We start from the raw sequence: 26,210 nt of genomic DNA on the forward strand, positions 1-26,210 counted from the left end.
TCTAGAAGCCTACCCTGTCGGCACCCTTCAGCTGTAGCGTTTCCCGAGCCTCGTCGGGGGTCGCCACGGCGTACGACAAACCCTCGAGGATTGTGCGCACCTTGCGCACCTGGCTGGCATTGCTGTCGGCCAGTTGCCCCGGCCCCAGCCACAACGAGTCCTCAAGCCCCACCCTCACGTGCCCGCCCATCGCGGCGGCCTGGGCAGCAATTCTCATCTGGCTGCTGCCGGCTCCCAGTACCGACCAGGCGTAGTCATCCCCGAACAGGCGATTGGCGGTTCGCCGCATGTGCAAGACGTCCTCAGGGTGAGGGCCGATGCCGCCCAATATCCCGAATACGCTCTGCACGAAGACGCGGCCCGTGATGATGCCACGATCCATCAGGTTGCGCAGGCTGTAGAGATGGCCGATGTCATAGCATTCACACTCGAAGCGCGTCCCGTTGCGGGCGCCCAGCGTCATGGCCTTCTCGATGTCGGCGAAGGTGTTCTTGAATACCAGGTCACGGCTGTTCTCGAGATGTGCCAGCTCCCAGTCGTGCTCGAACTCGCGGAAGCGTTCGAGCATCGGGAATAGACCGAAATTCATTGATCCCATGTTCATCGATGCCAGTTCCGGCTTGAACTCCATGGCCGGCTGCATGCGCTCCTCCACCGTCATATGGGGGCTGCCGCCGGTGGTCAGGTTGATCACCGCATTGGTGGCTGCCTTGATCTTCGGCAGGAATTTTTCGAACACCGCGGGGTCCTGGGTCGGCTTGCCGGTTTCGGGGTCCCGCGCATGCAGGTGCAGGATGGACGCTCCCGCTTCGGCGGCGGCGATGGCCGCCTCGGTGATCTCCTCGGGAGTCACCGGCAGATGCGGCGACATCGAAGGGGTATGGATCGCGCCGGTGACGGCACAGGTGATGATGACTTTGCGTTGCGTCGCCATGAGTGTTCCTCGCAATGGTTGGCTTTCAATCGTTCCGGGTGGCGTGCTGGTGGGCCATCAGCGCCATGAGGCGACGATCCCGCCATGCCTGGCGCTCGGCCAGCCCCTCCCCGGGCAGCTCGTCGCGCCGCTCGGCATCAAGCCTTGCCAAGGTCTCGGGAGCCCAGGGGTCGGCGGCATCGCGCTGTAGATCGATGTCACGATAGAGCGGACCGTAGCGGCGCCCGTAGTCGATCACCCCCGCCGGCGCGTTGAGATCGATGGTCTCCAGGGGGCCCATGAAGGACCAGCGCAGCCCGAGGCCATGCTTGACGGTCTTGTCCAGGTCGGCTGCCGATACATAACCATCGCGGAACAGCCGCAGCGCCTCGTTGAGCAGCGCACCCTGGAGCCGGTTGAGAATGAAGCCCTGCACCTCCCTGCGTACCAGGATGGGGATTTGATCGATTGCCGCCATCAGTTGCATGGTGCGCTCGACCACCGCATCGGTCGTCGCCGGGGTCGGCACCACCTCGACCAGCGGTATGAGATAGGGCGGATTGACCGGGTGGGCGACCAGGCAACGCTCGGGATACCGCAGGTGCCCGGTGAAGCGCGAGGCTGCGATGCCGGATGTCGAGCTTGCCAGGATCGTCGTCGGTGAAACCACCGACTCTATCTGGGCATAGATACGGCACTTGGCCTCGACATCCTCGGGGCCGCACTCCTGCAGGTAGTCGGCGCCGGCCAGCGCCCGTTCGAGATCGGCCTCGACCCTGATCCGCGACATCACGCCTTCCGGGTCCTCGACCAGCCCGAACTCGACGAGGTCATCAAGGGATCGGCGAATGGCCCCGCGTGCCTTCGCCAGCGCCTGGGCATCGACATCGAAGAGGCACACCGGTAGCCCCGCTCGGGCAAAGACGATGGCCCAGGCGCGGCCAATCAGGCCGGCCCCCACCACCGCAGCGTGAGTTGTCATTGTTCTCTCCTGTTTACGCGATACTCAAAGGGATTCCACGTTGGCGCAGACGCTGAGCGCCTGGCCCGAGATGCTGGAGCCGCCGGGCGCCGCCAGGAACAGCGCCATGGCCGCGATATCGGTGGGCTCCACCATCTTGCGCATGGAGATCTTTGCGAGGTTTTCCTGCTCCATCTCGGCGTAGCCGATTTCCCGCTTGGCGGCGCGCTCCTCGATCACCCGCTCGATACGCGGACCACGCACGATGCCGGGCAGGATCGCATTGACCCGTACACCCGCGGGGCCAAGCTCGCAGGCCAGACTCTTGGTCAGCCCCACTACCGCCCACTTGCTGGCGGCGTAGGGCGTGCGATAGGCGAACCCCAGCCGGCCGGCCACCGAGGCCATGTTGATCAATAACCCTTCGCTGTCACGCAGGAGGCCGGCGGCCAGCCTGGCTACGTAGTATTGGCCATTGAGATTGACATCGATGGTCTGGCGCCAGGCATCGGGTTCGATCTCGTCGACACCACCGGTCGGGCCGGTAATACCCGCGTTGTTGACCACCACGTCCAGACCGCCCAGGCCGCTCGCCGCCTCGAACAGCGCCTCTACATCCGCCTCGCGACTCACGTCAGCCCGGGTGAAGCCAACCCCTTCCGGCAGATTTCCGGCCGCCTCGACGTCGATGTCGCAGACATGCACCCGGGCTCCTGCTTCATGAAAGGCGCGGGTAATGGCCAGGCCGATACCATTGGCACCCGCGGTGACCAGTACTCGGAGTCCTTGGCGTGGAACGAGGCTTTCAATGACTTGCATTTCGCGTCTCCTTGCAGTGAAAAAGCCCATCTGTCAGCGCAAAGATGGCAGCCAGGTGGAGAGAAAAGGCACCACGCTAATGATAAAAACATTCACCATAACGATGGCAACAAAAGGCAGGACAGCGTAGGAAAGCCTGGCCACGCCTACCTTGGATATCTGGGATGCCACGAAGAGATTCAGGCCGACCGGTGGCGTGAACATACCCATGGCCAGGTTGACCACCATAATGATGCCGAAATGGACCGGGTCGAACCCAAAGCTGATTGCAATCGGCAGCAAGATAGGTACGAAAATCAGGATCGCTGCCGCTGCCTCGATGAACATCCCGGCCATAAACAACAGCACATTGACAAGAATAATGAAAGTTATCGGGCTATCGATAGCGTCGACGACGTAATTGGAAATCATTGCCGGCACTCTCAAGCTCTGAAGAATTCTCCCATAGAGCCCTGCGGCACCGATAATGCTGAGAACGACAGCCGTGGTGATCGCCGCCTCTTGCAGAATACCGACGATATCCTTGAGCTTGATTTCCCGGTAGATGACGAAGCCAACCAGAAAGGAGTAAACCACCGCAATCACCGCCGCCTCGGTGGGGGTAAAGATACCGCCATAGATACCACCAAGGATGATGACTGGCATAAGAATCGCAAGGATCGCCTTCTTCCCGGCCTCCCCTACTTCGCGTAACGAGCTTCTCTCTCCACCACCGTGGCCATGGTGGCGGGCATAAAAATAAGCGAAGATCAGCAGGCTCACGGTAATCATCAGACCTGGGAATATTCCCGCCACGAACATGTCTCCTACGGAGACATTAGCCGCAATCCCATAGAGGATCAGGGGAATACTGGGAGGGATAATGACTCCAAGAGCTCCGGAAGCTGCCTGATTGGCCGACGCATAGCTGGCAGAGTATCCACTGGCAATCATCGCGGGAATCAGAATTGAACCGATGGCAGCCGTGGTCGCGGCTCCTGATCCAGAAATGGCGGCAAAGAACAGAGAGGTGACGATGGCAACCATGGCCAGCCCTCCGGTCATGCTACCCACCAGGGTATTGGAGAAGTCCACTAGGCGTTTGGAAATTCCGCCGCTCTGCATCAGATAGCCGGCCAGAATGAAGAAGGGGATTGCCATCAACGGAAAGGAATTGATCGAGGTAATGAACTGTTGGACTACGATCAACATCGGCATGAGATCCCCATGCCAGACCGTTATCGCCGAAGCCAGACCCAGGGAGAAAGCGATAGGCACGCCAACAATGAACAAACCAATCAGCAGCAGGAACAACAGCAAGGCCATGGTCACTCTCCCTGTATCTTGATACCGGCATCGTCTTTCTCGATGCCGAGAATCTCGTCAATCAGCAAGGCCACGGAGTTGACCAGAATGACAATGCCGCCAGCGGGTACGGCAAGGTAGGGCCACATCATCGAGATACGGGTACTGGGCGCGGTCTGGCTGGCGACCCGGCCCACCATTTCGAAGCCGTACTTGACCAGGATGAAAGCGAAGACAGCCGAGGAGAGGATGATCAGAATCCGGAACAGGCATGACACCCGGGGTCCGGCGAACTCGAGTACGATATCGATCGAGATCAGCAACCCCTTGCGATAGGCGTAACCCGCGCCGACGAACGTAAGCCAGATCATGGCAAACCGCGCGATCTCTGCGGAAAAGTAGAGCGGCCTTCCCACCACGAATCTCGCAAAGACCTGCCAGAAAATCAGCACGGTCATCAGCAGCAGCAGTGCGGCAAGCACCCAGCCAATCACACGGTTGAATAGCTCGATGCCGTCGTTGGTAAGCATCAGAAACTTCTTCATGGCGGCCTCTTTTCACAGGCACGACCTTCCCGGAAGCGGATGGTCCGCCTCCGGGAGGCCATGGTTCAGTGGTTGAAGTTGACCGCGGCTTCGACGAGCTCTTCACCAACCGTGGAGGACCACTTCTCGATCACCGGACTTACGGCGTCGCGAAACGGCTCGATATCCGGCTGGGTCACGGTCATGCCCAACTCTTCGAGCTGGACCAGATAGCGCTGTTCGAGCTCCTGGCTGGCCTCACGCTGCACCGGCAGGGCGATCTGCGCCGCTTCCAGAATGATGTCCTGGTCCTCTTCACTGAACGAGTTGAACAGATCGAGGCCCATCATCAGCGGAGCCGGCGAATAGACGTGCCGGGTAATGTTCAGATAATCCTGCACTTCATAGAAGTTGACGTCATAGATGGTTGGCAGCGGGTTCTCCTGGCTATCCATGACGCCTTGCTGGAGCGCGGTATAGACCTCGGTCCAGGCCATCGGTGTGGCGTTGGCGCCCAGCGCCTCCCAGGTGTCCACTTGTACGCGGCTCTCCTGGGTGCGGTGGTTGATGCCGCGAAGGTCATCGGGATGGTTCAGTGCCCGCACCGAGTTGGTGTTATGGCGGAAGCCGTTTTCCATCCAGGCCAGGATCTTGACGTTCATCTGCTCTTCGGCGAGCTGGGCCAGCTCCTCGCCATGCTCACTGTCAAGAAAGGCGTAGGCGTGTTCATGATCCTCGAAGACATAGGGCAGGTCGAAGAGCAGGAACTGATCGACAAAACCACCCATCGGGCCAGTGGAAGAGATCCCGGCATCGACGATGCCGAAACCCATGCCCTCTATCACCTCGCGCTCGGCGCCCAGGGCGTTATCGTAGTGTGGGTCGATCGTCAGGCGCCCTTCGGAGAGCCGCTCGAGTTCCTCACCGAACTTGAGTACGCCGATGCCCTGCTGGGAATCGGCCCCCAGTGGCAGGCTGACATCGATCGTGCGCTCGGTTCCGGCCTGCACGGCCGACACCATGGCGAGCGACAGGGCCGAGGCCAGGGCGGTCTTGCGAAAGATGGCGTGATGAATACTCGTCATGCTGTACTCCTTTCGATGCCGACGACAGCGGTGGAGCCTGAGCCGTCGATCAGGTTGTCGTTGTAATGAGGACACCGTTCGCCCATGAGGCCATGCCTCTTTGGACGAGCTCCTCTACTTCTAGCCCACTGAAGATACGTATTCAAACTATCCTAAAAAAACACGCAACAATAATTAGATAAGTGACTATTTAAAAAGAAAATATACTTTAGTATTAACATGTGCATACGTATTCAAGATACGTACCACTTTGCCAGATCTGATCGATCCGGGCCCAGCCTCGAGAGCCCGACAGACGAAAACGGTATGATGGTGTGCCTTGCCATAGGGCGCCGCGCGGCTCGCCGGGCCCCCTCATTGCCGAACAGGAAGCCGCTGGATGCCACTTCGAGACCTGCTGCTGGGCCTGCTGATCGTCGCCATCTGGGCCCTGAACATCATCGTCATCAAACTGGGGGTCGAGGAGCTGCCACCCCTGCTGCTTACCACCCTTCGCTTTATCCTGGTCGCGGCTCTGCTCGTGCCCTTCCATCCAGTGGCCAGGCACCAGTTGCCCTTCCTGCTGTTGCTGTCGATGACCTTCGGCACGCTGCATTTCGCGTTGCTGTTCATCGGCCTGGGGCAGGCCGAGGCCGGTACCGGCGCGCTGCTGGTGCAGATGGGAACGCCCTTCGCCACCCTGCTCGCGGTGATTTTCCTGGGCGAGCGTCTGAATGGCCGGCGCATGGTTGGTTTGGCGCTCTCTTTCGGCGGAGTGGTGATACTCGCCGGGGGGCCCAGCCTGCCCTCCCCGCTTCCCATGGCACTGCTACTGCTCAGCGCCCTGGGCTGGGCGGTGTCACAACTGCTGATCAAGCGTGGACCCAACATCGCCCCCATGGCACTGGCAGGCTGGGTGGCGCTATTCGCCATCCCCCAGGTGGGGCTCGGATCATGGTGGTTCGAGAGTGGCCAGATGGAAGCCATCGGCCAGGCCGGCTGGGCCGGCTGGGGAGCGGTTTTCTATACGGCGGTGATGTCGTCCATCGTTGCCTACGGCCTCTGGTACGGCCTGCTGCGGCGCCATCCGGTCAACCGACTGGCGCCTCTCAGCCTGTTGGTGCCGGTAGGAGCCGTGCTGCTTGGCGTGATCCTGCTGGGCGAGCACCTGAACGGCCATATCCTCGCCGGGGGCGCGCTGGTCATCGCCGGGGTCGCTCTGATCGTCATACGGTTCAAACGCCGCAGTTCGGTATCGTGAGCCCAGCCGATGTCATTCGACCGACCTGGTCGTCACGCAACCCGCTGGCCGTCCCGGCCAGTCGACGCAGTCGCCTACGCCGATACCACGCTCGGTGAAATAGCCGGCATTGACCTCCAGCGCCGCCAGATAGCTCGCCCCGGCCAACGTGGCCGGGCAGTCCGCCGGGTTATCCGAGCGGCAGGGTTGCATGGTGTGGACCGCCGCAATACGCCCTTGCGAATCGATGAAAGCGATGTCCAGGGGGATGCGGGTACGATACATCCAGAAGCCGCTACCGGCCGGCTGGAGACGATCATAAACGAAGAGCATGCCCGCCTCCGGATCGAGGTGATCCCGATCCATCAGACCAAACTGGCGCTGGGCCGTCGTGCGTGCCATTTCCACCTCGAGACGGTGAGCCTCCCGCCCCGTCTCGATGATCAGAGATTCGACCTCGAGATTCCCCGGAGGCTCGGCCGCGGCCGGCCAATACCAGGCCAGCATGACGATCATCAGCACTACCAGAGCGGACAGGGCCATTCGCATCGAGGATTTGTCCAAGTGATTCGAAGCCATCATGACGGCACCTTCTCCAGTAAGCCTTGTCCGAAAAGTCGGCGTGCCGCGGGGCGAAGCGGCGGCCACGGTGGGCATGCCAGCCCCGGGGGTCAGCTCACCTCTTTCTGGCCGAGAATCTCCATCAGGTCAATACGCGTCTCCCGGGCACTGAGATCAAGCAGGTTTTCCAGCGCCAGCAGGTGGTCATGTATACAGCGCCTCGCCGCCTCTCCTTCTCCCCTCCCGAGATGGACGAGCAGCGCGGGGTGATCCTCCGCCAGGTAGCAACTCGAGAGACCGGCACGCTTGTAGAGCGCGATGACGATGGAGGTGCGCAGGATCAGGTCGGTGAGCATCGCGCCCAGAACCCGGTTGGGCGACTGGTCGGCGAGCAGATGGTGAATCGCCAACGAATGTTCGATACGGGCGGGTTCATCGCCACGGGCATGGGCCTCGGCCTCGTACTCCACGAGCGTGTCGATGGCGTCCAGCTGCGTGTCGGCGAGACGACCGGCCAGCAGTGCCACCACCTCGCCCTCCACCAGGCGGCGGGCACCGAAGGTCTCCCGAGTCTCCTCGATGCTCGGCGCCCGCACCCGCGCCACCTGATTCGGATGCTGGGTGACCACATGGTCGGCGGCCAGGCGAGTCAGTGCCTTGCGCACCACCGAACGGCTGACACCGAAAATGTCACCCAGCGCCACCTCCGGCAGCCGGGTACCCGGCGGCAGGCGTTGCGTCAACACGGCATTACGCACCTTGTCGACGATGAATCGGTCGCTGATGCGCCCTCCCGCACGCGTCTCGGCGGCGACTTCCTCCTGCCAGGTACTGCTCATGGTACGGTTTCTCCCGTCTTCGTCATGAGAATACCTTCGCATGTTTGGTACAAGCTGGCCACACAAAGAGCGCTTTCTGTATACAAAGCCATGTCGGCTTAGCCAGCCCGATGCCGTTCATTCACATCCAGTATCTTCATCGTATTGGTTCCGCCATGGGCATCCATGTGATCGCCCCGGGTCAGAATGACATGATCCCCTGGCATGGCGATCCCCTGCTCCACCAGCAGCGCCAACGCCAGGTCATTGAGCTCCGCGGCTTCCATCTCGCTGGTGTCGAAGGGCAGCGAGACCACGCCGCGATAGAGCGCCATGCGCCGCTGCGCCACCGGGCTGTGGGCAAGCCCCACGATCGGCAGCCCTGAACGAATCCGCGAGGCGATCAGCGGCGTGTACCCCGTTGACGTCATGCAGGCAATGGCAGCCACCCCCGAGAGGTGGTTGGCGGCGTACATGGCCGACAGCGCGATGGTCTCGTCGATCTTCGAGAAACCCTCGTGGATGCGGTGACCGGACTCCTGGGCGATGCGTTCACGCTCGGCCCCCAGGCAGACCCGCTGCATGGCGTCGAGGGTCTCGACCGGGTAGTCGCCGGCGGCGGTCTCGGCGGACAACATCACCGCGTCGGTGCCGTCGAGCACGGCGTTGGCCACGTCGAATACCTCGGCACGGGTGGGCAACGGCGAGCCGATCATCGACTCCATCATCTGGGTGGCGGTGATCACCGCCCGGTTGAGCGTGCGAGCGCGCTTGATGATGCGCTTCTGCGTACCGATCAGCTTGGCATCGCCGATCTCCACGCCAAGGTCGCCACGCGCCACCATCACCGCCTCGCTGGCTTCGATGATGCCATCCAGGGTCGCCTCGTCGGCCACCGCCTCGGCCCGCTCGAGCTTGGCGACGAGACCGATCTCGCGCCCGGCCTCGCCCAGGAGTTCCCGCGCCTCGTGCATGTCGGCGGCACTGCGGGGAAACGACACGGCCAGGTAGTCCACGCCGATATCGATGGCCTCCCTGAGGTCGGCACGGTCCTTTTCGGTGAGGGCCGGGGCCGAGAGCCCGCCGCCCTCCTTGTTGATGCCCTTGTTGTTGGAAAGCTTGCCGCCCACCGCCACCACGGTATGGATTTCCTGTCCCTGGACCTTTTCCACCACGAGCACCAGACGACCGTCATCGAGCAGCAGCCGGTCGCCGGTCGTCACGTCATCCACCAACTGCTTGTACTCGCAACCCACGCGCCGGGCACTGCCGGCTTCGGTATCCATGGCCATGTCGAGCACGAAGGGCTGGCCTTCCTCGAGCTCCACGGGGCCTTCCTTGAAGCGGGCGATACGGATCTTGGGCCCCTGCAGGTCGCCCAGCGCCGCCACACTCTTTCCCAGACGAGTGGCGATCTCGCGAACGGCGGCCAGGCGGCGGCGATGATCTTCCGGTGAGCCATGGGAGAAGTTGAGTCGCACCACATCGACACCGGTTCGGATCATGGCCTCCAGCACACCGTCGCGGTCGCTGGCCGGCCCCAGGGTGGCAACGATCTTGGTACGACGAATGGGGGCGTGGATGGGGGCGTGGGGGGGAAGCGTCATGGTGTCCTCGGCAAGACCAGAATGGCACGGAAATCGTTGACGTTGGTGCGTGTCGGCCCGGTGACGATGAGCCGGTCCAGCGTCTCGAAGAAAGTATACGCGTCGTTGCGTGACAGGTAATCGGCGGGATCGAGGCCGAGTTCGCGGGCACGGGCCCAGTCGCCGGGGACGAACAGTGCACCGGCATTGTCCTCGGAGCCGTCGATTCCGTCGGTGTCGATGGCGAGGGCATGGATGCCTTCCGTGCCTTCGAGGGCCTCGTACAGGCCCAGCAGGTACTCCACGTTGCGCCCGCCACGCCCTTCGCCACGCACGGTGACACTGGTCTCGCCGCCGGAAAGGATCAGCAGCGGAGCATCGACCCGATCGCGCTCGTCGAGCGCCAGGCGCGCATGGGCCCGGCCCAGCTCGCGCGCCTCGCCTTCCAGGTCGTCACCCAGCACATGCACCGTCAGGCCGGCCTTCCCGGCAGCCTGCCTGGCCGCTTCGAGGGCATCGTGCGCCCTGGCCAGCACGACACTGTCGTCCCGGGCGAAATCCTCATCCCGGGGAGCGGGCGCGCGCCGGCTCTCCTGCAGATGGCGGCGCACGTTGTCCGGAATGGCAATGGCGTACCGCTCGAGTACCGCCAGGGCATCGGCCGGGGTCGAGGCATCGGGCAGGGTCGGCCCGGAGGCGATCAGCGACGGTTCGTCGCCGGGCACATCCGAGATCAGCCAGGTCACCACCTGGGCGGGATGCGCCGCCGCCGCCAGCCGCCCCCCCTTGATGGAAGAAAGGTGACGCCGCACGATATTGATCCGGCTGATCGGCGCGCCGCAGCGCAGCAGCTCACGGTTGATCGCCTGCTTGTCGGCCAGGGTGATGCCCGGAGCCGGCAGCGTCATCAATGCGGAACCGCCACCGGAGATCAGCCCGATCACCCTGTCCCGGGACGACAGGCCCTCGACCGCCTCGAGCATGCGTCGAGCGGCCTTCTCTCCGAGGTCATCCGGCATCGGGTGCGAGGCTTCCAGCACCTCGATGACGGCACAGTCGGCGCCATGACCGTAGCGAGTCACCACCAGGCCGGAGAGCGCCGCATCGGGACAACGCGCCTGCCAGGCACGTTCCAGCGCCGCCGCCATGGAGGCGGCGGCCTTGCCCGCGCCGACGACGACGGTACGTCCCGGCGGTGGGTCGGGCAGCAGGTCGGCCACCAGGGTGTCGGGGTGCACGGCGGAAATGGCGGTGCTGGCCAGGTCATGCAGCCAGGCGGCAACATCCACCGTGTGATCGAAAGGGGGGAGAGAAGCAGGGGCTTGCATTGGTGACACCTCGCAGCGGGGCCGATACCCGTTCGACGGTAGCAGCAGGGAGAGGGTAAAAAAAGCCCGACGGCGAGCGGCTTTCAGCCGGAGCCCCGCCACCGGGCCAAAGGCCACAAACGCGTGGCCAGGCGGGCGACGACCCGACGCCCGCCTCAAGGGAAGTTTCAATAGGCTGAACTTCCCCAGGGAACCGCTTTTCTAGCGACCGATCTCGTGATCCGCCAGCGCCTCCAGGGCACGCAGGATGCCGGCGTGATCCCAATCGGCCCCGCCATGGGCGGCGCAGGCCTGGAACAGCTGCTGGGCGTTGGCCGTGCCCGGCAGCGACAGGTTCAGGCTACGCGCGCCCTCCAGGGCCAGGTTGAGGTCCTTCTGGTGCAGGCGAATGCGGAACCCCGGGTCGAAGGTACGCTTGATCATGCGTTCGCCGTGCACGTCGAGGATCTTCGACTGGGCGAGGCCCCCGAGCAGCGATTCACGCACCTTGGCCACGTCGGCACCGGCCTTCGAGGCGAACAGCAGGCCCTCGGCCACCGCTTCGATGGTCAGGGCCACCACGATCTGGTTGGCCACCTTGCAGGTCTGCCCGGCACCGTGACCGCCGATATGGGTAATGGTCTTGCCCATCACCTCGAGGATCGGCCGGGCCCGCTCGAAGCCCTCCTCGGTCGCACCCACCATGATGGTCAGGGCCGCATTGATGGCTCCCCCTTCGCCGCCGGAGACCGGCGCATCGACATACTCCCCCCCGGCCTCGTGGATGCGCTTGGCGAAACCCTGGGTGGCGATGGGCGCGATCGAGCTCATGTCGATCACCAGGGTACCGGGCCTGAGCCCCTCGACGATGCCATTCTCGCCGAACAGCACCGTTTCGACGTCCGGGGTGTCCGGCACCATGGTGATGATGACGTCGGAAGCCTCGGCCACCGCCTTCGGGTCGGCGGCCACCTTGGCGCCCTTCTCGGCCAGGGTGGCGTCGAGGGTGCCGCGCTTGACGGTAACGAGTTCGTGGCCGGCATCCAGCAGATGCCCCGCCATGGGGCGACCCATGATGCCGAGGCCAATGAAACCGATCTTGCTCATGATATGTCTCCTGTCTGGCTTGTTATTGATGTCGCCTAAGCAACCACTCCGGAAGCAATTGCTCGTTGGTATCCGGGCGGGCGGCGGGGACCGGTCGCAGAGGAGGTCTTTTGCCAATGGATGGCAAAAGTAGCGCCCAGGGATGGGTTCACAGCGCCTCCTCGCAGACCGGTCGCCGACGCCCCCGCGCCCAGTACCGTGGCCTGCTGCTCAGTTCAGCGCCCGATCCAGCCAGCCCAGCCCCTCTTTCGTCGTCGTGGCCGGCTTGTACTCGCAGCCGATCCAACCGCTGTAGCCCAGCCGGTCGAGATGGTCGAACAGGAAGGGGTAGTGGATCTCGCCGGTGCCGGGCTCGTGGCGCCCCGGGTTGTCGGCCAGTTGCACGTGGGCGATGCGTTCCAGGTGCTTCTCGATGGTGGGCGCCAGGTCTCCTTCCATGATCTGCATATGATAGATGTCGTACTGCAGCTTGAGGTTGTCGCTGCCCACCTCGTCGAAGATCGCCAGCGCCTGTTCGGTGCGGTTGAGGAAGAAACCGGGGATGTCGCGGGTGTTGATCGGCTCGGCCAGCAGCAGGATGCCGGCGGCCTCGAGCGTCTCGGCGGCATAGCGCAGGTTCTCCACCAGGGTGCGCCGCGCCTGATCCTCGCTCACGCCTTGCGGCTGGATGCCGGCCAGGCAGTTGACCTGCTTGCAGCCCAGCACCGTGGCGTAGTCGATGGCTTGCTCGACCCCGGCGCGAAACTCCTCCACCCGGTCCGGATGGCAGGCGATGCCACGCTCACCGGCGCCCCAGTCACCGGCCGGCAGGTTGTGCAGCACCTGGGTGAGGTCGTGCTCGTCGAGGCGCGCCTTGAGTTCAGTGGCCGGGTAGTCGTAGGGAAAGAGGTACTCGACGCCCTTGAAGCCGGCGTCGGCGGCGGCCTTGAAGCGGTCGAGGAAATCCTCCTCGGTGAACAGCATGCTGAGGTTGGCGGCAAACTTGGGCATGGTTTGACTCCTTGGGTCGTGGCCAGGACTCGCGCTGTGCTGTCAGACGGGGCTGCCCCGGCGATAGGACTGCGAGGAGGCGCTGTGAACCCATCCCTGGGCGCTACCTTCGCCATCCATGGCGAAGGACCTCCTCTACGTCCTGTCCCCGGTGCCCCTCGGCGCGGCCTGCCAATCAATCGAAACGGTGTAATCCCGCGGCGTTTTCCTAGGTGAGCTGAGTGATCGAAGTGGGCGCATCCGCCCCCTCGTCGGCCAGCGCCTCGAACTCGTTGATGGCGTCGAGGTCGGTGCCCATGGCAATGTTGGTCACCCGTTCCAGGATGATCTCGACCACCACCGGCACGCGATGCTCGGCCATCAGCTCGCGGGCCCTCGTGAAGGCGGGGGCGATCTCGTCGGGCCGGGTGACACGCAGCGCCTTGCAGCCGAGCCCCTCGACCACCGAGACGTGATCGACGCCGTAATCGTTGATCTCCGGACAGTTGATGTTCTCGAAGGAGAGCTGCACGCAGTAGTCCATGTCGAAGCCGCGCTGGGCCTGGCGGATCAAGCCCAGGTAGGAGTTGTTCACCAGCACGTGGATATAGGGCAGCCGGAACTGCGCTCCGACCGCCAGTTCCTCGACCATGAACTGGAAATCGTAGTCACCGGAGAGCGCGACCACCTGGGCGTCCGGATCGGCACGGCAAACGCCCAGTGCCGCCGGGATCGTCCAGCCCAGAGGACCCGCCTGGCCGCAGTTGATCCAATGCCGTGGCTGGTAGGTGTGAAGGAACTGGGCGCCGGCGATCTGCGACAGGCCGATGGTGCTGACATAGCGGGTGTTCCTGCCGAAGACCCTGTTCATCTCCTCGTAGACCCGCTGCGGCTTGACCGGCACGTCGTCGAAATGCGTCTTGCGCAGCAGCGTGCGCTTGCGTTCCTGGCATGCTTCGGCCCACTCGCTGCGATCCTTCAGCCTGCCGGCTTCCTTCCATTCCCTGGCCACCTCGATGAACAGGGCCAGTGCCGCCTTGGCATCGGAGACGATGCCGTAGTCGGGGCCGAAGATACGCCCGATCTGGGTCGGCTCGATATCCACGTGGACGAATTTGCGCCCGCGAGTATAGGTCTCGATATTGCCCGTGTGGCGATTCGCCCAGCGGTTGCCGATACCCAACACGAAGTCGGACGCCAGCAGGGTCGCGTTGCCGTAACGATGAGAGGTCTGCAGCCCCACCATGCCGGCCATCAGCGGGTGGTCGTCCGGGATGGTGCCCCACCCCATCAGCGTCGGGATCACCGGCACACCGGTCAGCTCGGCGAATTCTGTCAGCAGATCGCTGGCATCGGCGTTGATGATCCCCCCGCCGGCGACGAGCAGCGGCCGCTCCGATTCATTGAGCATCGCAATGGCCTTCTCGACCTGGGCACGCGAAGCGCCGGGCTTGTAGGCCGGCAGCGGCTCGTAGGTATCGGGGTCGAACTCGATCTCGCTCATCTGCACGTCGATGGGCAGGTCGATCAGGACCGGACCGGGGCGCGAGGAGCGCATCAGTTGGAAGGCCTGCTGGAAGGCGCGCGGCACCTGGGCCGGCTCCAGCACGGTAACGGCCCACTTGGTGACCGGACCGGCAATGGCCTGGATATCCACCGCCTGGAAATCCTCCTTGTGCAGCTTGGCGCGGGGCGCCTGGCCGGTAATGCACAGGATGGGAATCGAATCGGCGGTAGCCGAGTAGAGGCCGGTGATCATATCGGTACCGGCGGGGCCGGATGTCCCGATACAGACCCCGATGTTACCGGCCCTGGTCCGGGTGTAACCCTCGGCCATGTGCGAGGCGCCCTCCACGTGCCGGGCCAGCAGGTGATCGATGCCGCCGACCTTGCGCATGGCGGCATAGAAGGGATTGATGGCGGCGCCGGGAACACCGAAGGCAACGTCGACGCCTTCCTTCCTGAGCACGTGAACGGCGGCTTCTGCTGCGGTCATGCGAGCCATGATGCATCCTCCAGTGAGAGGTTTTTATTTTTTGGAAAATATTTCTGTATATGGAGACTAGGCTTGGCGTCCCAAGGCGTCAAGATTTCATGGAAAATATTTTCATATATTTTTTCGAACAGAAAACGACCCAGGCAATGTCAGTCACCTGGGTCGTTATTGGCTCGCCAGAAGCCGCAACAGAAGGTCAGCCGGGGAGGACTCGATGGCTGTGTTGCATCTCCACAAACGTGCCTCCCCCAGGAACGCCTACAGAATAGCGGAGATGAATTGTTTCAACTCCGACGTTTCGGGGTGCTCGAAAAGCGTCCGGGGCGGCCCCTGCTCGTGAATCCTCCCCTGGTGCATGAAGACGACCCGGTCGGCGACATCATGGGCGAACTTCATCTCGTGAGTGACCAGGATCAGTGTCATGCCCTCCTTGGCCAACGCCTCCAGCACACGCAGCACCTCACCCACCAGTTCCGGGTCCAGAGCCGAGGTCACCTCGTCACAAAGCAGGACCTTGGGGTTCATGGCCAGGGCCCGGGCGATGGCCACCCGCTGCTGCTGGCCACCGGAAAGCTGTGCGGGGTAGGCATCGAACTTCTCCAGCATGCCGACCTTGTCGAGCACTTCCCTGGCCAACCGCTCGGCGACCGTCTTGTCGACGCCCCGCACGACAGTGGGCGCCAGCATGACGTTGTCGCCCACCGTCTTGTGCGGGAAAAGGTTGAAGCTCTGAAAGACCATGCCGACGTTCCGGCTCAAATCGTTGGGCGTCATGGCGCCGGCGTCGAGATGCTGCCCGGCTATCTCGATGGTACCGCCATCGTGCTGTTCGAGCTGGTTCAGGCAGCGTAGCAGGGTGCTTTTCCCGGAGCCGCTGCGCCCGATGATGGCCACGACTTCGCCTGATGCGACATCGAGATCCACCCCCTTGAGAACCTCCAGCTCACCAAAGGACTTGTGCAGATCCTTAACGCAAACCAGCGTCATATAGTTGTCTCTCCAGATGGCGCGAATAGCATGAAAGCGGGTAGCACAGGGCGAAGTAGAACAGTGCCACGAGCGCGAAGATGGTGAAGGGCGCGAAGGTCGCGTTGTTGAGCATGGTGCCGGCCCTGGTCAGTTCGACGAAGCCGATCACCGATGCCAGTGCCGTGCCCTTGATCACCTGCACCGAAAAGCCCACCGTTGGCGGCACCGAGAGGCGCAACGCCTGGGGCAGGATCACATGGCGCATCGTTTCCAGATAGTTCATCCCCAGCACGCGGGAGGCCTGCCACTGCCCCTTCGGAACCGCCTCGACACACCCCCGCCAGATATCGCAGAGAAAGGCGCTGGTGAACAGGATCAGGGCGACCGAGGCGGCCGCCCACGCTGAGACATTGAAACCCAGCGCCGCCGCACCGAAGAAGGCCAGGAACATCTGCATCAATAGTGGCGTACCCTGAAAGATATCCACATAGATATTGATCGGATACCTGAGCCACTTCGTTCCCGACAGGCGCAGCACGGTCAACACGAAGCCCAACGTCGCACCGCCGACGAAGGCGATCAGCGACAGTACCACTGTCCAGCGCGCCGCCAGCAGGAGGTTTCGGACGATATCCCACAAGGTGAAGTCGATCATGCATGTTCCCCCTGCCGATAGGCGAAGAGCCTGCGTCCGGCCAGCAGGAAGGTCTGCCGCATGCCGATCGCCAGCAACAGGTAGATGAGAGTAACCAGCAGGTACGCCTCGAAGCTTCGGAAATTACGCGATTGGATGAAGTTGGCCGCGTAGGTAAGGTCGTACACCGAAATCTGCGAGACCACCGCCGAGCCGAGCATGACGATGATGCATTGGCTGATCAGCGCGGGATAGATACGCGAGAAGGCGGGAATCAACACCACATGGCGATAGCTCTGCAGTGACGACATGCCCAGGGCACGAGCCGCTTCCAGTTGCCCACGAGCCGTCGACTCGATACCGGCGCGCAGGATTTCCGCGGAATACGCCGCCAGGTTCAGCGTCATGGCCAGGAACGCCGCCGTGATGGCGTCGATCCGGATACCCAATGCCGGCAAGCCGAAGAAAATGAAGAAAAGCTGAACGATGAAAGGGGTATTGCGTATCAACTCGACGTAACCGCCCAGGGCCATGCCTACCCAAGCGGCCGCATTCAGCCGGAGATAGGCGACGACGATGGCCAGCATCAGGCCGGCGAGCGTGGTCACCATGGTCAATACGACCGTGGTGAACAATCCTCTCAACAGCTCACCGAGGTATGGCGAAAGCGCCATGAAGTCCAGAGATATCCCCATATACCGGCCTCATGACCCGAAGTTTTCGGGCAATCCGGTGTGGAACCACTCCTGCGACATCCCTTCTAGCGTGCCATCCTGCAGGGCTTGGGCGATGAGTTCGTTGACCTTCTCCATCAGGGCCGGCTCGCCCTTGTTCATCCCGATGTGGCAGGGAGAATCCATGAGCTGATAGATCAGTTCGGGGGCACGCTGGCTATTGCGCTCGGCGATCTCGGCGGCGACCAAGTTGCCGGTGGCGATGTAGTTCACCTGGCCGGAGAGGAAGGCGGAGATGGTCGTGGCATTGTCCTCGAAGCGCTGGATTCTCGTCCCTTGTGGCGCGATTTCGGTCAATTCCATGTCCTCGACCGCGCCCCGGGTCACGCCGATGGTCTTGCCGTCGAGCTCTTCCGCTGCTTCGAGCGGCTCGTCCTGGCTGGTACCGAACACCCCCAGGAAGAACGGTGCGTAGGCATCGGAGAAATCGATCGCCGCCTCGCGCTCCGGGTTCTTGCCCAGGCTGGAGATCACCAGATCGACCTGGCGAGTCTGCAGGTACGGGATGCGGTTGGCGCTGGTCACCGTCACCAGCTCCAGCTCGACTCCCATCTCGTCGGCCAGGTATTGCGCCATGTCGATGTCATAGCCACGCGGCTGCATGGTGGTGCCCACCGAGCCGAATGGCGGGAAATCCTGGGGCACGGCGACACGCAGGGTGCCACGCTGTTCGATTTCGGCCAGCGTATCGGCCTGTGCCGGTTCGCTGACCATGACGGACGCCAGCATCGCCAATGCCATGACACCGACGCCTAGCGCACCTTTCCACCCCTTGAGCCCACGGTTTACGTATTGCATCGCTGCTTTCCTCGGTGTTGTGCTTGCATACAGGCACTTTTGGCACGCATGTCCCAAAAGCATCATGTGAGAAATCTTCGTTTCATTCTCAGGCAAAAAACGCGCCAACCAGAAAGTTATTCCATTCAGCCAACTCACTGGTCGGCCAGGAGCCTCCTCGCACATGACCATGTGTCCTGATGCGCCCTTGCCTGGCGCTCAAATGGTGTTGCGCGGCCAAGCCGCGCACTATCATGGCGCTCGAAGTGAAGAAAGAGGCATCTCTGCGTGCCCGGTTCACGTGCAAGCCCTCAGCCATGTTTCACGCCAGCGGTCAGCCGCATCAACGCCTGGGCCTGGGCGAGGGCGGCATCCAGGCAGTCGATCACCCGGCACTGACTGGCGATGTCCAGTTCCTTCGCCAACCCCGCGAAGGCGGCGCCCCCCACGATGACCACCTCCGGGGCCAGGCGCGTCTGCTGTTCACCCAGAGTGTCCACCAGGCGCTGGCGCGCGACATCGCGCTGCGCCGGCAGCGTCAGATCATCGATCGCGATGGCGTCGATGCCCCGGCAGTGCCGCGATACACCGAGGTCGTTGAGCATGTCCTCGATCATCCACGGCCAGCGGCGACCGGGGGTGATGATCGAGAACCTACCACCGAGTTGCATGGCGCTGAGCACCGAGGCCTCGAGCATGCCGACCACCGGCACCGGGCTGATCTCGCGCACCGCACTGATGCCCGGCTCGCCGAAGCAGGCCAGCAGAATGGCATCGAAACCGCGGGGGTCGCGTGCCAGATGCCGCTCGGCAAGCGCTACCACGGCAGCCGCGGACAGCGCGCAGTCCCGTCGCGAGGCGATATAGCCCACGCTGTCGACGGCTGTGTCAGCCACCACCTCGACGCCCGCCCCCAGCGACTGCCCGGCCTTGGCCGCCATTTGCTCCGTCATGGCCGTATTGGCATTGCCATTGAGCAGCAGTAAACGCATGCGCGCCTCCTTGATAGCGATGGTATGGCGTCCGGGTCACTCGATCGGTTCTCGACGCGAGAGGATTCAACGCCCGAAGATACTGTGCAGGTCCGGCGCCCCATCCTCCTCCTCGACGATCGACAGCGATGCTTCGATGGCCTTGAGATGCCGGTCCATGAAGGCCGCCGCACGCTCGCCGTTACCCTCTTCGAGGAAACGAATCAGCGCTTCATGATCGTGGGACTCGCAGCCCAGGTGGCCAGTACTGCCATAGACGGCGAGAATCAGCGACGAGCGCGAGCACAGCCGGCCGACGAACTCGGCCAGGGTGGCGTTGCCCGAGAGCTGAGCCAGGCGTTCATGAAAGGCCGCCGAAAGCTTGATGGCGGTGCTCTGCGCGCCGGCGCGCAGCGCCTCGCGTTCGCGTTTGGCCATGTCATGCAACGCAGCGGCCTCCGCCACCGTCGTCCTGCGCGCCGTGGCGGGCATCAAGCCACACTCGACCAGCCGGCGGGCCGCGAAGACATCCTTGGCTTCGGCCACGGTGGGCCGCGTGACGCGGGCTCCGCGGCGCGGTGTCAGAGTGACCATCTGCTCCAGTGCCAGGCGCTGCAGGATATTGCGAATCCCGGTGCGGCTGACACCGAACACCTCGGACAGCGCATCCTCGCGCAGCCGCGCACCGGGCTTGAGACGCTGTTCGATGATGGCGTCGCTGATCATCCGGTGGATCGCTTCATGGCGTTGCGCACCGTCACCGTTCTTGCCCTGTCGCTTGGCCGTGGACGCCTTGGCAACTTCCTTCGTCATCACGCTTCCAGCCGATGGCAGGCCGCCCAGTGGCTGACGCTCACCTCGCGCGCCGCGGGCAGCGTCTCGCGGCACGTGTCGACGGCCCGCGGGCAACGGGGGGCGAAGGCGCATCCCGATGGCAGTAACGAAAGGTCCGGCGGCGCGCCGGGAATCGCGTTCAAGCGCTGCCCCCGCTGCTCGCCGGAGGCACGCGATGCCATCAGGCCGATGGTATAGGGGTGACTCGGGCGGCCGATGATCTCGCCGACGCTGCCCGACTCCACGATGCGACCGGCGTACATCACGACGATACGGTCGGACACCTCGTTGGCCACGCCCACGTCGTGGGTCACGAAGATGATCGACATGCCGAGTTCGCGTTGCAGCTCCTTGAGCAGCAGCAGGATCTGGATCTGCACCGTGGCATCCAGCGCGGTGGTCGGCTCGTCGGCCAGCAGCAGCTTGGGGCGGCACGACAGCGCCAGGGCGATCATCGCGCGCTGGCTCATGCCGCCGGAAAGCTCGTGAGGATAGTTGCCCAGGCGCCGCTTGGCGGAGGGAATGCGCACCATCTCGAACAGCTCCAGGGCGCGAGCCAGCCCTTGCGCATGGCTGACGCCCTCGTGACGGCGCACCGTCTCGGCGATCTGGTCGCCGATACGGAACACCGGGTCGAAGGAGAGCATCGGCTCCTGGAAGATCATCGCCACGCTGCGCCCCCGGTAGCGGGAGAGCTCGCGACGTGACATGGCCAGCACGTCGCGGCCATCGACGTTGACGCGCCCGCGCAGATGGGCGCGCTTTTCTGGCAGCAGCCGCATCAGCGTACGCAGCGTGACGCTCTTTCCCGAGCCGCTCTCGCCCAGGATGGTGAGAATTTCACCGCGTTCCAGCGTCAGGTCGACGCCATTGACGGCGTGCACGTAACGCTCGGGAGACTGGAAACCGACATGCAGGTCCGCAATATCGACCAGACGTTGCGGCGCGTTGGCCTCGTCGCGGCCAGCGACGGCGGGATGATTCATGGGGATTCCTCCTGGGACGTCGCCAGCGATGCGTCGTCGAGGCCGCTGACCTCGGCGGCCCGCAGGCAGGCCGCCGAGTGCGCGCCATCGCCGAGCGCCATGAGATCCGGCTCCCGGCGATGGCACTCATCCACCACCAGCGGGCAACGCGGGCAGAAGCGGCAGCCGGGCGGCAGGTCGATGGGGTTGGGCGGATCGCCGACCAGCGGTGCCCGTTCGGTACGCCGGTTGGGGTCCATGGAGGGCATGGCCGACATCAGCGCACGGGTATAGGGGTGTGCGGGGGCGCGATAGAGCGCCTCGGTGTCGCCCATCTCGGCGACCTTGCCCAGGTACATGACCATGACGCGGTCGCTGATATAGCGCACCACGTTGAGATCGTGGGAAATGAACAGGTAAGTCAGGCCATACTCGCGCTTGAGATCCACGAGCAGGTTGAGCACCTGTGCCTCGACCGACTTGTCCAGTGCCGAGACCGCCTCGTCGAGGATCAGCAGGCGCGGCTCCAGCGCCAGGGCACGGGCGATATTGACCCGCTGGCGCTGACCGCCGGACAGTTCATGGGGATAACGGTTGGCGAACAGCGCCGGCGACAGCCCGACCTGATCGAGCAGGCGCCGCGCACGCTGCCGCGATTCGCGCCGGCCGAGGCCATGCACCTGCGGGCCGAAGGCGATGGACTCCTCGACACTCATGCGCGGATTGAGCGAGGAGTAGGAGTTCTGGAACACCATCTGCATCTGACGGCGCATCTCGCGCAGCGACAGGCCACCGAGGCCGCCCACCGGGTCGCCATCGAAGATCACCTCGCCGGCATCCGGTGCCAGCAGGTGCATCAGCAACCGCGCCGTGGTCGACTTTCCGCATCCCGACTCGCCGACGATGCCCAGGGTTTCGCCCTTGTGGACGTCGAAGTCGACGCCATCCACCGCATGCACCCTGGAAGCGGGCTTTCCCCAACCGTCGCGCTTGAGAATGAAGTGCTTGCGCAATCCCCGTACGCTGAGCAGGGGCTGGGCCTTGCCGCCACGATCGCGGGTCGGATCGAGCCGGACGGCGGGGTCATCGGTCAGGTGATTCGCCGTATTCATCATTTGACATCCATGGCCGAGCGCAGCCCGTCGCTGAGCATGTTGAAACAGATCGATACCGTGAAGATCATCAATCCCGGCAACACCGTGACCCAGGGATTGACGTAGATGGCATCGCGCATGGTGTTGAGCATCAGCCCCCATTCCGGTGTCGGCGGGCGCGCGCCCAACCCCAGGAAGGAGAGCCCCGAGGCCAGGATCATGCTGACGCTGATCAGCGAGGTGGCATAGACGAACACCGGCCCCAGCACGTTGCCCAGCACATGCCGGTGGATGATGGTCAGGCTGCCCGCGCCGCTGGCCCGTGCCGCTTCGATGTAGTCGACGCTGCGTACCTTGGTGGTCACGCTTTCGGCGACCCGCGCGATCGGCGGAATGAACACCACCGTCAGCGAAAACAGCGAGTTGACCAGCCCCGAGCCCAGTGCCCCGGCCAGGGCCACCGCCAGCAGCACGGCGGGAAAGGCATAGAACACATCGATCACCCGCATGATCGCGGTATTGGTGCGCCCGCCGACGAAACCGGCGACGATACCGATCATGCTGCCGATGAAAAAGGCATTGACCACCGGCATGACGCCGATCAGCAGCGATAGCCGCGCACCGTGGATCAGCCGCGACAGCACATCGCGCCCCAGTTCGTCGGTGCCCAGCGGGAAGCCCGGCGTACCGATCGGCTGCAGGCGGGTCAGCATGCTGGTGCTGTAGGGGCTGGCCGGGGCGAGCCAGGGGGCGAAGATCGCCATCAGCACGATCGCCAGCAGCACGAGACCGGCCACCATGGCCACCGGATCACGGCGCAAGCGCCCCCACACCGAATGCCAATACCCCTTGACGGGCGCCACCGGCAGCGTCCCGGCGGCACCTGGAGTGACCTGCATGGTGTCTGCCATGACCTTGACCTCCTTCATGTGTCAGCCACGCTTGATGCGTGGGTCGAGCTGCGCCTGCAGCAAGTCGACGATGAGGTTCAGCATGACGAAGAAGATCGCCAGCACCAGGATGGTGCCCTGCAGCACAGGCAGGTCACGCTGAAAGATGGCGTTGTTGAGCAGCAGGCCGGTGCCTGGCCACGAGAAGACCGTCTCGACCAGGATCGAGCCGCCGATCAGATAGCCCAGTTCCAGCCCCATCACCGCCAGCGCGGTGGGCGCCACGTTCTTCACCACATGCAGGAACACCCGCGTGCCCGCCAGTCCCTTGGCGCGCAGCGCCTCGACGAACTCGTTGGCCAGCACCTCGGCGACGACGGCCCGCACGGTGCGCGTCACCAGGCCCATGGGGATCACCGATAGCGTGATCGCCGGCAGAATCAGGTGGCGCAGGTAGGCCCATTCGAAGGCCCAGTCGCCGGAGCTGCCGGGGCCGGCGCCGGACGACGGCAACCAGTTCAACTCCACCGAGAACACGATCACCAGCAGCATGCCGAGCCAGTAGTGCGGGATGCTCACACTGCCGACGGCCAGGCCGGTGACCAGCCGATCCAGCAGCGAGCCTTGCCAGTAGCCGGCCAGGGTGCCGAACAGGCAACCCAGCGTGAAGCCGATCAGCGACGCGGCCACCGTCAACAGCAGGGTGTTCTTCAAGGCGCTGAACACCTCCGTGGCGACCGAACGGCCATTGGCCGCCGATAGCCCCAGGTCACCCTGCACGGCACGCAGCACCCAGCGCCCGAATTGCTCGGGCAGGGGCCGGTCGAAGCCGTAGGCGCGCTGGACCATCTGCACCACCTCGGATGGCGCGTCCGCCGATACCACGGCGTCCATCGGATCGCCGGGGGAGAGATGTACCAGCGAGAAGCAGAAGAGCCCGACCGCCAGGGTGACGGGGATGACGTAGAGTATCCGCTTCAGGAAATATGACACGATGCACGCTCCATGGGTCGTCGGCACCGCGACTCTTGCCAGCCAGTCGCGATGCCGTACCCCGATTCAGACGTCGATCGTCCGGTTCAGGAAACGCTGAATAAATCGGCGCCTCCCTCACTCTTCGATATAAACCGGCGTGAGATCCTGGAACCAGTTCTGAGACTGCACGAACCCCTTGACCCTGGGGTGCATGGCGCGCGGCCCCACATCGTGGGCCACCCACAGCCAGGCGGCGTCATCCACCATCTTGGCGTGGAACTCCGCCAGGATGGCGTCCTGGGCCTCCTGGTCGAACGTCACCCTGGCCTCGTCGAGCAGGCGGTCATACTCGGGATCGTCTACATAGCCCCAGTTGAAGCCATTGGGCGGCGCCAGGCTGGAGTGCATGAAGCGGTAGAAGCCGTTGAACGGGTCGAGCCAGGCGAAGGTGATATTGGTGGAGTGGGCACCACGGCTGGTCTGATGGTCGGCACCACGCCGCCAGTTGGGGAACAGTGACTCCCAGTCGAGCACCTCGAACTCCAGTTCGATGCCGACCTCCGCCAGGCTCTGCTGGATGTACTCGTTCATCGCCAGCGGCTGCATCTGGCCGGAACCCGAGGTGGAGATCAGCGCGCGGGCCTGCACCGGGTTGTCCGGGCCGTAGCCGCTCTCCTCCAGCAGGCGTAGCGCCTCTTCCGGGTCGTAGCGGATCTCGAACTCAGGCTCGCCGAACCAGGGGTGGTCGGGAGTGACGGTACCCACCGCCGGCGCCATCATGCCGCCCAGCAGCGCTTGCAGCCCTTCACGGTCCACCGCCAGGTTGGCCGCCTTGCGTACGTTGATGTCGCGCCACGGGCTGCCCTCCAGCATCGAGAACTGATAAGGCCAGGTATGCGGGTAGGGATTGCTGGTAATCGTCATGCCCTGCGACTCCATGCGTGGAATCGCATCGGCGGCCGGCGTTTCGATCCAGTCCACCTGATCGGACAGCAGCGCCGAGGTGCGCGAGCTGGACTCCGGCATCGGGATCAACACCACACGGTCCACCTGGGGAATGCGCTGCTCGTCCCAGTAATCGGCATTGGGTACCAGTTCCGCGCGTTCGCGCGGGACCAGCCGCGTCAGCTTGAACGGCCCGGTGCCGGAGGGCTGACGCGCGAACTCGTCCCAGTCGCCATCCAGCGCTTCCCACTGCGCGGGGCTGGAGAACAGCAGGAAGGTCAACTGGTAGGGGAACCAGGCGTCCGGCTCGCTGGTGGTGAAGAGAATGGTGTGGTCATCGACCTTCTCGTACTGGTCCATGGTGGGGATGCGCCCACGCACGTTGCCCGCCTGGCGTGCGTCGAACTGCGGCGAGTCCTCGTCGTAGATCTTGTCCAGGTTCCAGATCGCCGCGTCGGCGTTCCATTCGCTGCCATCATGGAACGTCACGTCCTCGCGCAGCACGAAGGTCCACTCCCGCGGATTCTCCTCGTCGACCTCCCAGGACTCCGCCAGCCCCGGTGTCAGACCACTGACCTCGTCGGCCGACGACAGGTCCCAGTTGATCAGGGCGTCGTAGATCGTGTAGCCGAGAAACCGATACCCCTCGAAGCCACTGTCGGGCTGGCCGGTGGTCAGTGGAATGTCCGACGCCGTCATCGCGATGCGCAATGTCTGTTCGGCCTTGGCGATAGCGGGCACCACCAGTGCGGCAAGCCCTATGGACAAGGCGACAGCCTTACCCGTTCGGCGCCATGTTTGCGTAGCATTTTTGTATACCATTATTGAGCCCTTCCCTCTTGGTTTGGCCAGCCAAGCGAATAATCGGCGCTGGGCTGTTCAATGCCTCATGCAAGAGAGGGGCCATAAAAGCGGCATGATGGAGGAAAAAGCGGACAACACTCACAACCATAAAATACAAAATGAACAAAAAGCGTATACAACAATTAGTTACACCGAGGCAAAACAAGCCGCCGCCAAGGAAGGCGCGCGACATGAGCCGCGCCATCCGTGGAATCAGGAAACGCTAGCGGCACCCTAACGCACCAACATGATTCAACCAGAGTGTGCCTGGCACCACGACAGCGCCTGGGTGCAAGGGCCAATTCGAATTGCCACGACAGCCTACCCACCGGGAACCGCTTCCCGCCCCCTCGGGAAGCTCAGAGCATTCTCCTCGACACCCTGTCAGGTTGTCGTGAACACTACGAACTATAGTGTAATATATATAACA

Annotated in this window: 26 protein-coding genes; 2 read left to right on the forward strand and 24 right to left on the reverse strand. The window is 63.5% G+C overall.

Features of this window, described 5'->3' with window-relative positions:
* Position 1: 1 nt before the first annotated feature.
* From kce to C1H69_RS18250, 6 genes are all read right to left on the reverse strand, one after another.
* The gene (gene kce / locus C1H69_RS18225) at positions 2-934 is read right to left on the reverse strand and encodes a 3,5-dioxohexanoate:acetyl-CoA acetone transferase (RefSeq protein WP_102654796.1); all 933 of its coding nucleotides are present in this window, start codon (positions 932-934) and stop codon (positions 2-4) included.
* 25 nt (positions 935-959) lie between these two features.
* Positions 960-1,895, reverse strand: a complete 936-nt coding sequence (locus tag C1H69_RS18230) for a 3-hydroxyacyl-CoA dehydrogenase (RefSeq protein WP_102654797.1) — start codon at positions 1,893-1,895, stop codon at positions 960-962.
* 24 nt (positions 1,896-1,919) lie between these two features.
* On the reverse strand, positions 1,920-2,693 hold the full coding sequence (locus C1H69_RS18235) for an SDR family oxidoreductase (protein WP_102654798.1): 774 nt from the start codon (positions 2,691-2,693) through the stop codon (positions 1,920-1,922).
* A gap of 33 nt (positions 2,694-2,726) precedes the next feature.
* Positions 2,727-3,998, reverse strand: a complete 1,272-nt coding sequence (locus C1H69_RS18240; protein ID WP_102654799.1) for a TRAP transporter large permease — start codon at positions 3,996-3,998, stop codon at positions 2,727-2,729.
* Between the two features lie 2 nt (positions 3,999-4,000).
* On the reverse strand, positions 4,001-4,522 hold the full coding sequence (locus C1H69_RS18245) for a TRAP transporter small permease (protein WP_102654800.1): 522 nt from the start codon (positions 4,520-4,522) through the stop codon (positions 4,001-4,003).
* A gap of 65 nt (positions 4,523-4,587) precedes the next feature.
* Positions 4,588-5,586 (reverse strand): TRAP transporter substrate-binding protein, encoded by a 999-nt coding sequence (locus C1H69_RS18250; RefSeq protein WP_102654801.1) that lies wholly within the window; start codon positions 5,584-5,586, stop codon positions 4,588-4,590.
* A 379-nt stretch (positions 5,587-5,965) separates the two neighbouring features.
* Between C1H69_RS18250 and C1H69_RS18255 the strand changes: the two genes are divergently transcribed.
* Positions 5,966-6,826, forward strand: coding sequence for a DMT family transporter (locus C1H69_RS18255; RefSeq protein ID WP_102654802.1), 861 nt, complete (start codon positions 5,966-5,968; stop codon positions 6,824-6,826).
* 12 nt (positions 6,827-6,838) lie between these two features.
* Here C1H69_RS18255 and C1H69_RS18260 read toward each other — a convergent pair whose 3' ends face one another.
* The 18 genes from C1H69_RS18260 to C1H69_RS18345 all read right to left on the reverse strand — a co-directional run bounded on the left by C1H69_RS18260 (position 6,839) and on the right by C1H69_RS18345 (position 25,705).
* Entirely contained in the window at positions 6,839-7,354 is a 516-nt protein-coding gene (locus C1H69_RS18260; protein ID WP_102654923.1) for a DUF192 domain-containing protein, read from the reverse strand.
* 122 nt (positions 7,355-7,476) lie between these two features.
* The gene (locus C1H69_RS18265) at positions 7,477-8,205 is read right to left on the reverse strand and encodes a GntR family transcriptional regulator (RefSeq protein ID WP_102654803.1); all 729 of its coding nucleotides are present in this window, start codon (positions 8,203-8,205) and stop codon (positions 7,477-7,479) included.
* A gap of 98 nt (positions 8,206-8,303) precedes the next feature.
* The gene (pyk, locus tag C1H69_RS18270; RefSeq protein WP_102654804.1) at positions 8,304-9,791 is read right to left on the reverse strand and encodes a pyruvate kinase; all 1,488 of its coding nucleotides are present in this window, start codon (positions 9,789-9,791) and stop codon (positions 8,304-8,306) included.
* On the reverse strand, positions 9,788-11,098 hold the full coding sequence (locus C1H69_RS18275; protein ID WP_102654805.1) for a glycerate kinase type-2 family protein: 1,311 nt from the start codon (positions 11,096-11,098) through the stop codon (positions 9,788-9,790). The genes pyk and C1H69_RS18275 overlap by 4 nt, the downstream gene beginning before the upstream one ends.
* Before the next feature lie 201 nt (positions 11,099-11,299).
* On the reverse strand, positions 11,300-12,184 hold the full coding sequence (locus C1H69_RS18280; RefSeq protein WP_102654806.1) for a 2-hydroxy-3-oxopropionate reductase: 885 nt from the start codon (positions 12,182-12,184) through the stop codon (positions 11,300-11,302).
* Positions 12,185-12,394: 210 nt separating this feature from the next.
* Positions 12,395-13,174 (reverse strand): hydroxypyruvate isomerase, encoded by a 780-nt coding sequence (hyi, locus tag C1H69_RS18285; protein ID WP_102654807.1) that lies wholly within the window; start codon positions 13,172-13,174, stop codon positions 12,395-12,397.
* 208 nt (positions 13,175-13,382) lie between these two features.
* Positions 13,383-15,158 carry a glyoxylate carboligase gene (gene gcl / locus C1H69_RS18290; protein ID WP_102654808.1) on the reverse strand — a complete coding sequence of 592 codons (1,776 nt, stop codon included), beginning with the start codon at positions 15,156-15,158 and terminating at the stop codon, positions 13,383-13,385.
* Positions 15,159-15,407: 249 nt separating this feature from the next.
* A complete protein-coding gene (locus C1H69_RS18295) occupies positions 15,408-16,136 on the reverse strand; it encodes an amino acid ABC transporter ATP-binding protein (protein WP_102654809.1) in 729 nt (242 codons plus the stop codon).
* Complete coding sequence (locus C1H69_RS18300; protein WP_102654810.1) at positions 16,117-16,773, reverse strand: amino acid ABC transporter permease; 657 nt, start codon at positions 16,771-16,773, stop codon at positions 16,117-16,119. Before C1H69_RS18300 ends, C1H69_RS18295 begins: the two co-directional genes overlap by 20 nt.
* Complete coding sequence (locus C1H69_RS18305; protein WP_102654811.1) at positions 16,770-17,447, reverse strand: amino acid ABC transporter permease; 678 nt, start codon at positions 17,445-17,447, stop codon at positions 16,770-16,772. Before C1H69_RS18305 ends, C1H69_RS18300 begins: the two co-directional genes overlap by 4 nt.
* A 9-nt stretch (positions 17,448-17,456) precedes the next feature.
* The gene (locus tag C1H69_RS18310) at positions 17,457-18,284 is read right to left on the reverse strand and encodes a transporter substrate-binding domain-containing protein (RefSeq protein ID WP_422666911.1); all 828 of its coding nucleotides are present in this window, start codon (positions 18,282-18,284) and stop codon (positions 17,457-17,459) included.
* A gap of 290 nt (positions 18,285-18,574) precedes the next feature.
* A complete protein-coding gene (locus C1H69_RS18315; protein ID WP_102654812.1) occupies positions 18,575-19,255 on the reverse strand; it encodes an aspartate/glutamate racemase family protein in 681 nt (226 codons plus the stop codon).
* A 66-nt stretch (positions 19,256-19,321) separates the two neighbouring features.
* Positions 19,322-20,047, reverse strand: a complete 726-nt coding sequence (locus C1H69_RS18320) for a GntR family transcriptional regulator (protein ID WP_102654813.1) — start codon at positions 20,045-20,047, stop codon at positions 19,322-19,324.
* Positions 20,047-21,054, reverse strand: coding sequence for an ABC transporter ATP-binding protein (locus tag C1H69_RS18325; RefSeq protein WP_102654814.1), 1,008 nt, complete (start codon positions 21,052-21,054; stop codon positions 20,047-20,049). Before C1H69_RS18325 ends, C1H69_RS18320 begins: the two co-directional genes overlap by 1 nt.
* On the reverse strand, positions 21,051-22,148 hold the full coding sequence (locus C1H69_RS18330; protein ID WP_240609996.1) for an ABC transporter ATP-binding protein: 1,098 nt from the start codon (positions 22,146-22,148) through the stop codon (positions 21,051-21,053). Before C1H69_RS18330 ends, C1H69_RS18325 begins: the two co-directional genes overlap by 4 nt.
* Complete coding sequence (locus tag C1H69_RS18335; RefSeq protein WP_240609997.1) at positions 22,145-23,038, reverse strand: ABC transporter permease; 894 nt, start codon at positions 23,036-23,038, stop codon at positions 22,145-22,147. Before C1H69_RS18335 ends, C1H69_RS18330 begins: the two co-directional genes overlap by 4 nt.
* Positions 23,039-23,059: 21 nt before the next feature.
* A complete protein-coding gene (locus C1H69_RS18340; protein ID WP_240609998.1) occupies positions 23,060-24,010 on the reverse strand; it encodes an ABC transporter permease in 951 nt (316 codons plus the stop codon).
* A 117-nt stretch (positions 24,011-24,127) separates the two neighbouring features.
* Positions 24,128-25,705, reverse strand: coding sequence for an ABC transporter substrate-binding protein (locus C1H69_RS18345; RefSeq protein WP_240609999.1), 1,578 nt, complete (start codon positions 25,703-25,705; stop codon positions 24,128-24,130).
* Between C1H69_RS18345 and C1H69_RS23665 the strand changes: the two genes are divergently transcribed.
* Positions 25,698-26,018 (forward strand): hypothetical protein, encoded by a 321-nt coding sequence (locus C1H69_RS23665; protein ID WP_165789524.1) that lies wholly within the window; start codon positions 25,698-25,700, stop codon positions 26,016-26,018. The two genes, C1H69_RS18345 and C1H69_RS23665, sit on opposite strands and share 8 nt — an antisense overlap.
* Positions 26,019-26,210 lie beyond the last annotated feature (192 nt).

Source organism: Billgrantia endophytica, assembly GCF_002879615.1.
In the GTDB taxonomy this organism is placed as follows: domain Bacteria; phylum Pseudomonadota; class Gammaproteobacteria; order Pseudomonadales; family Halomonadaceae; genus Halomonas; species Halomonas endophytica.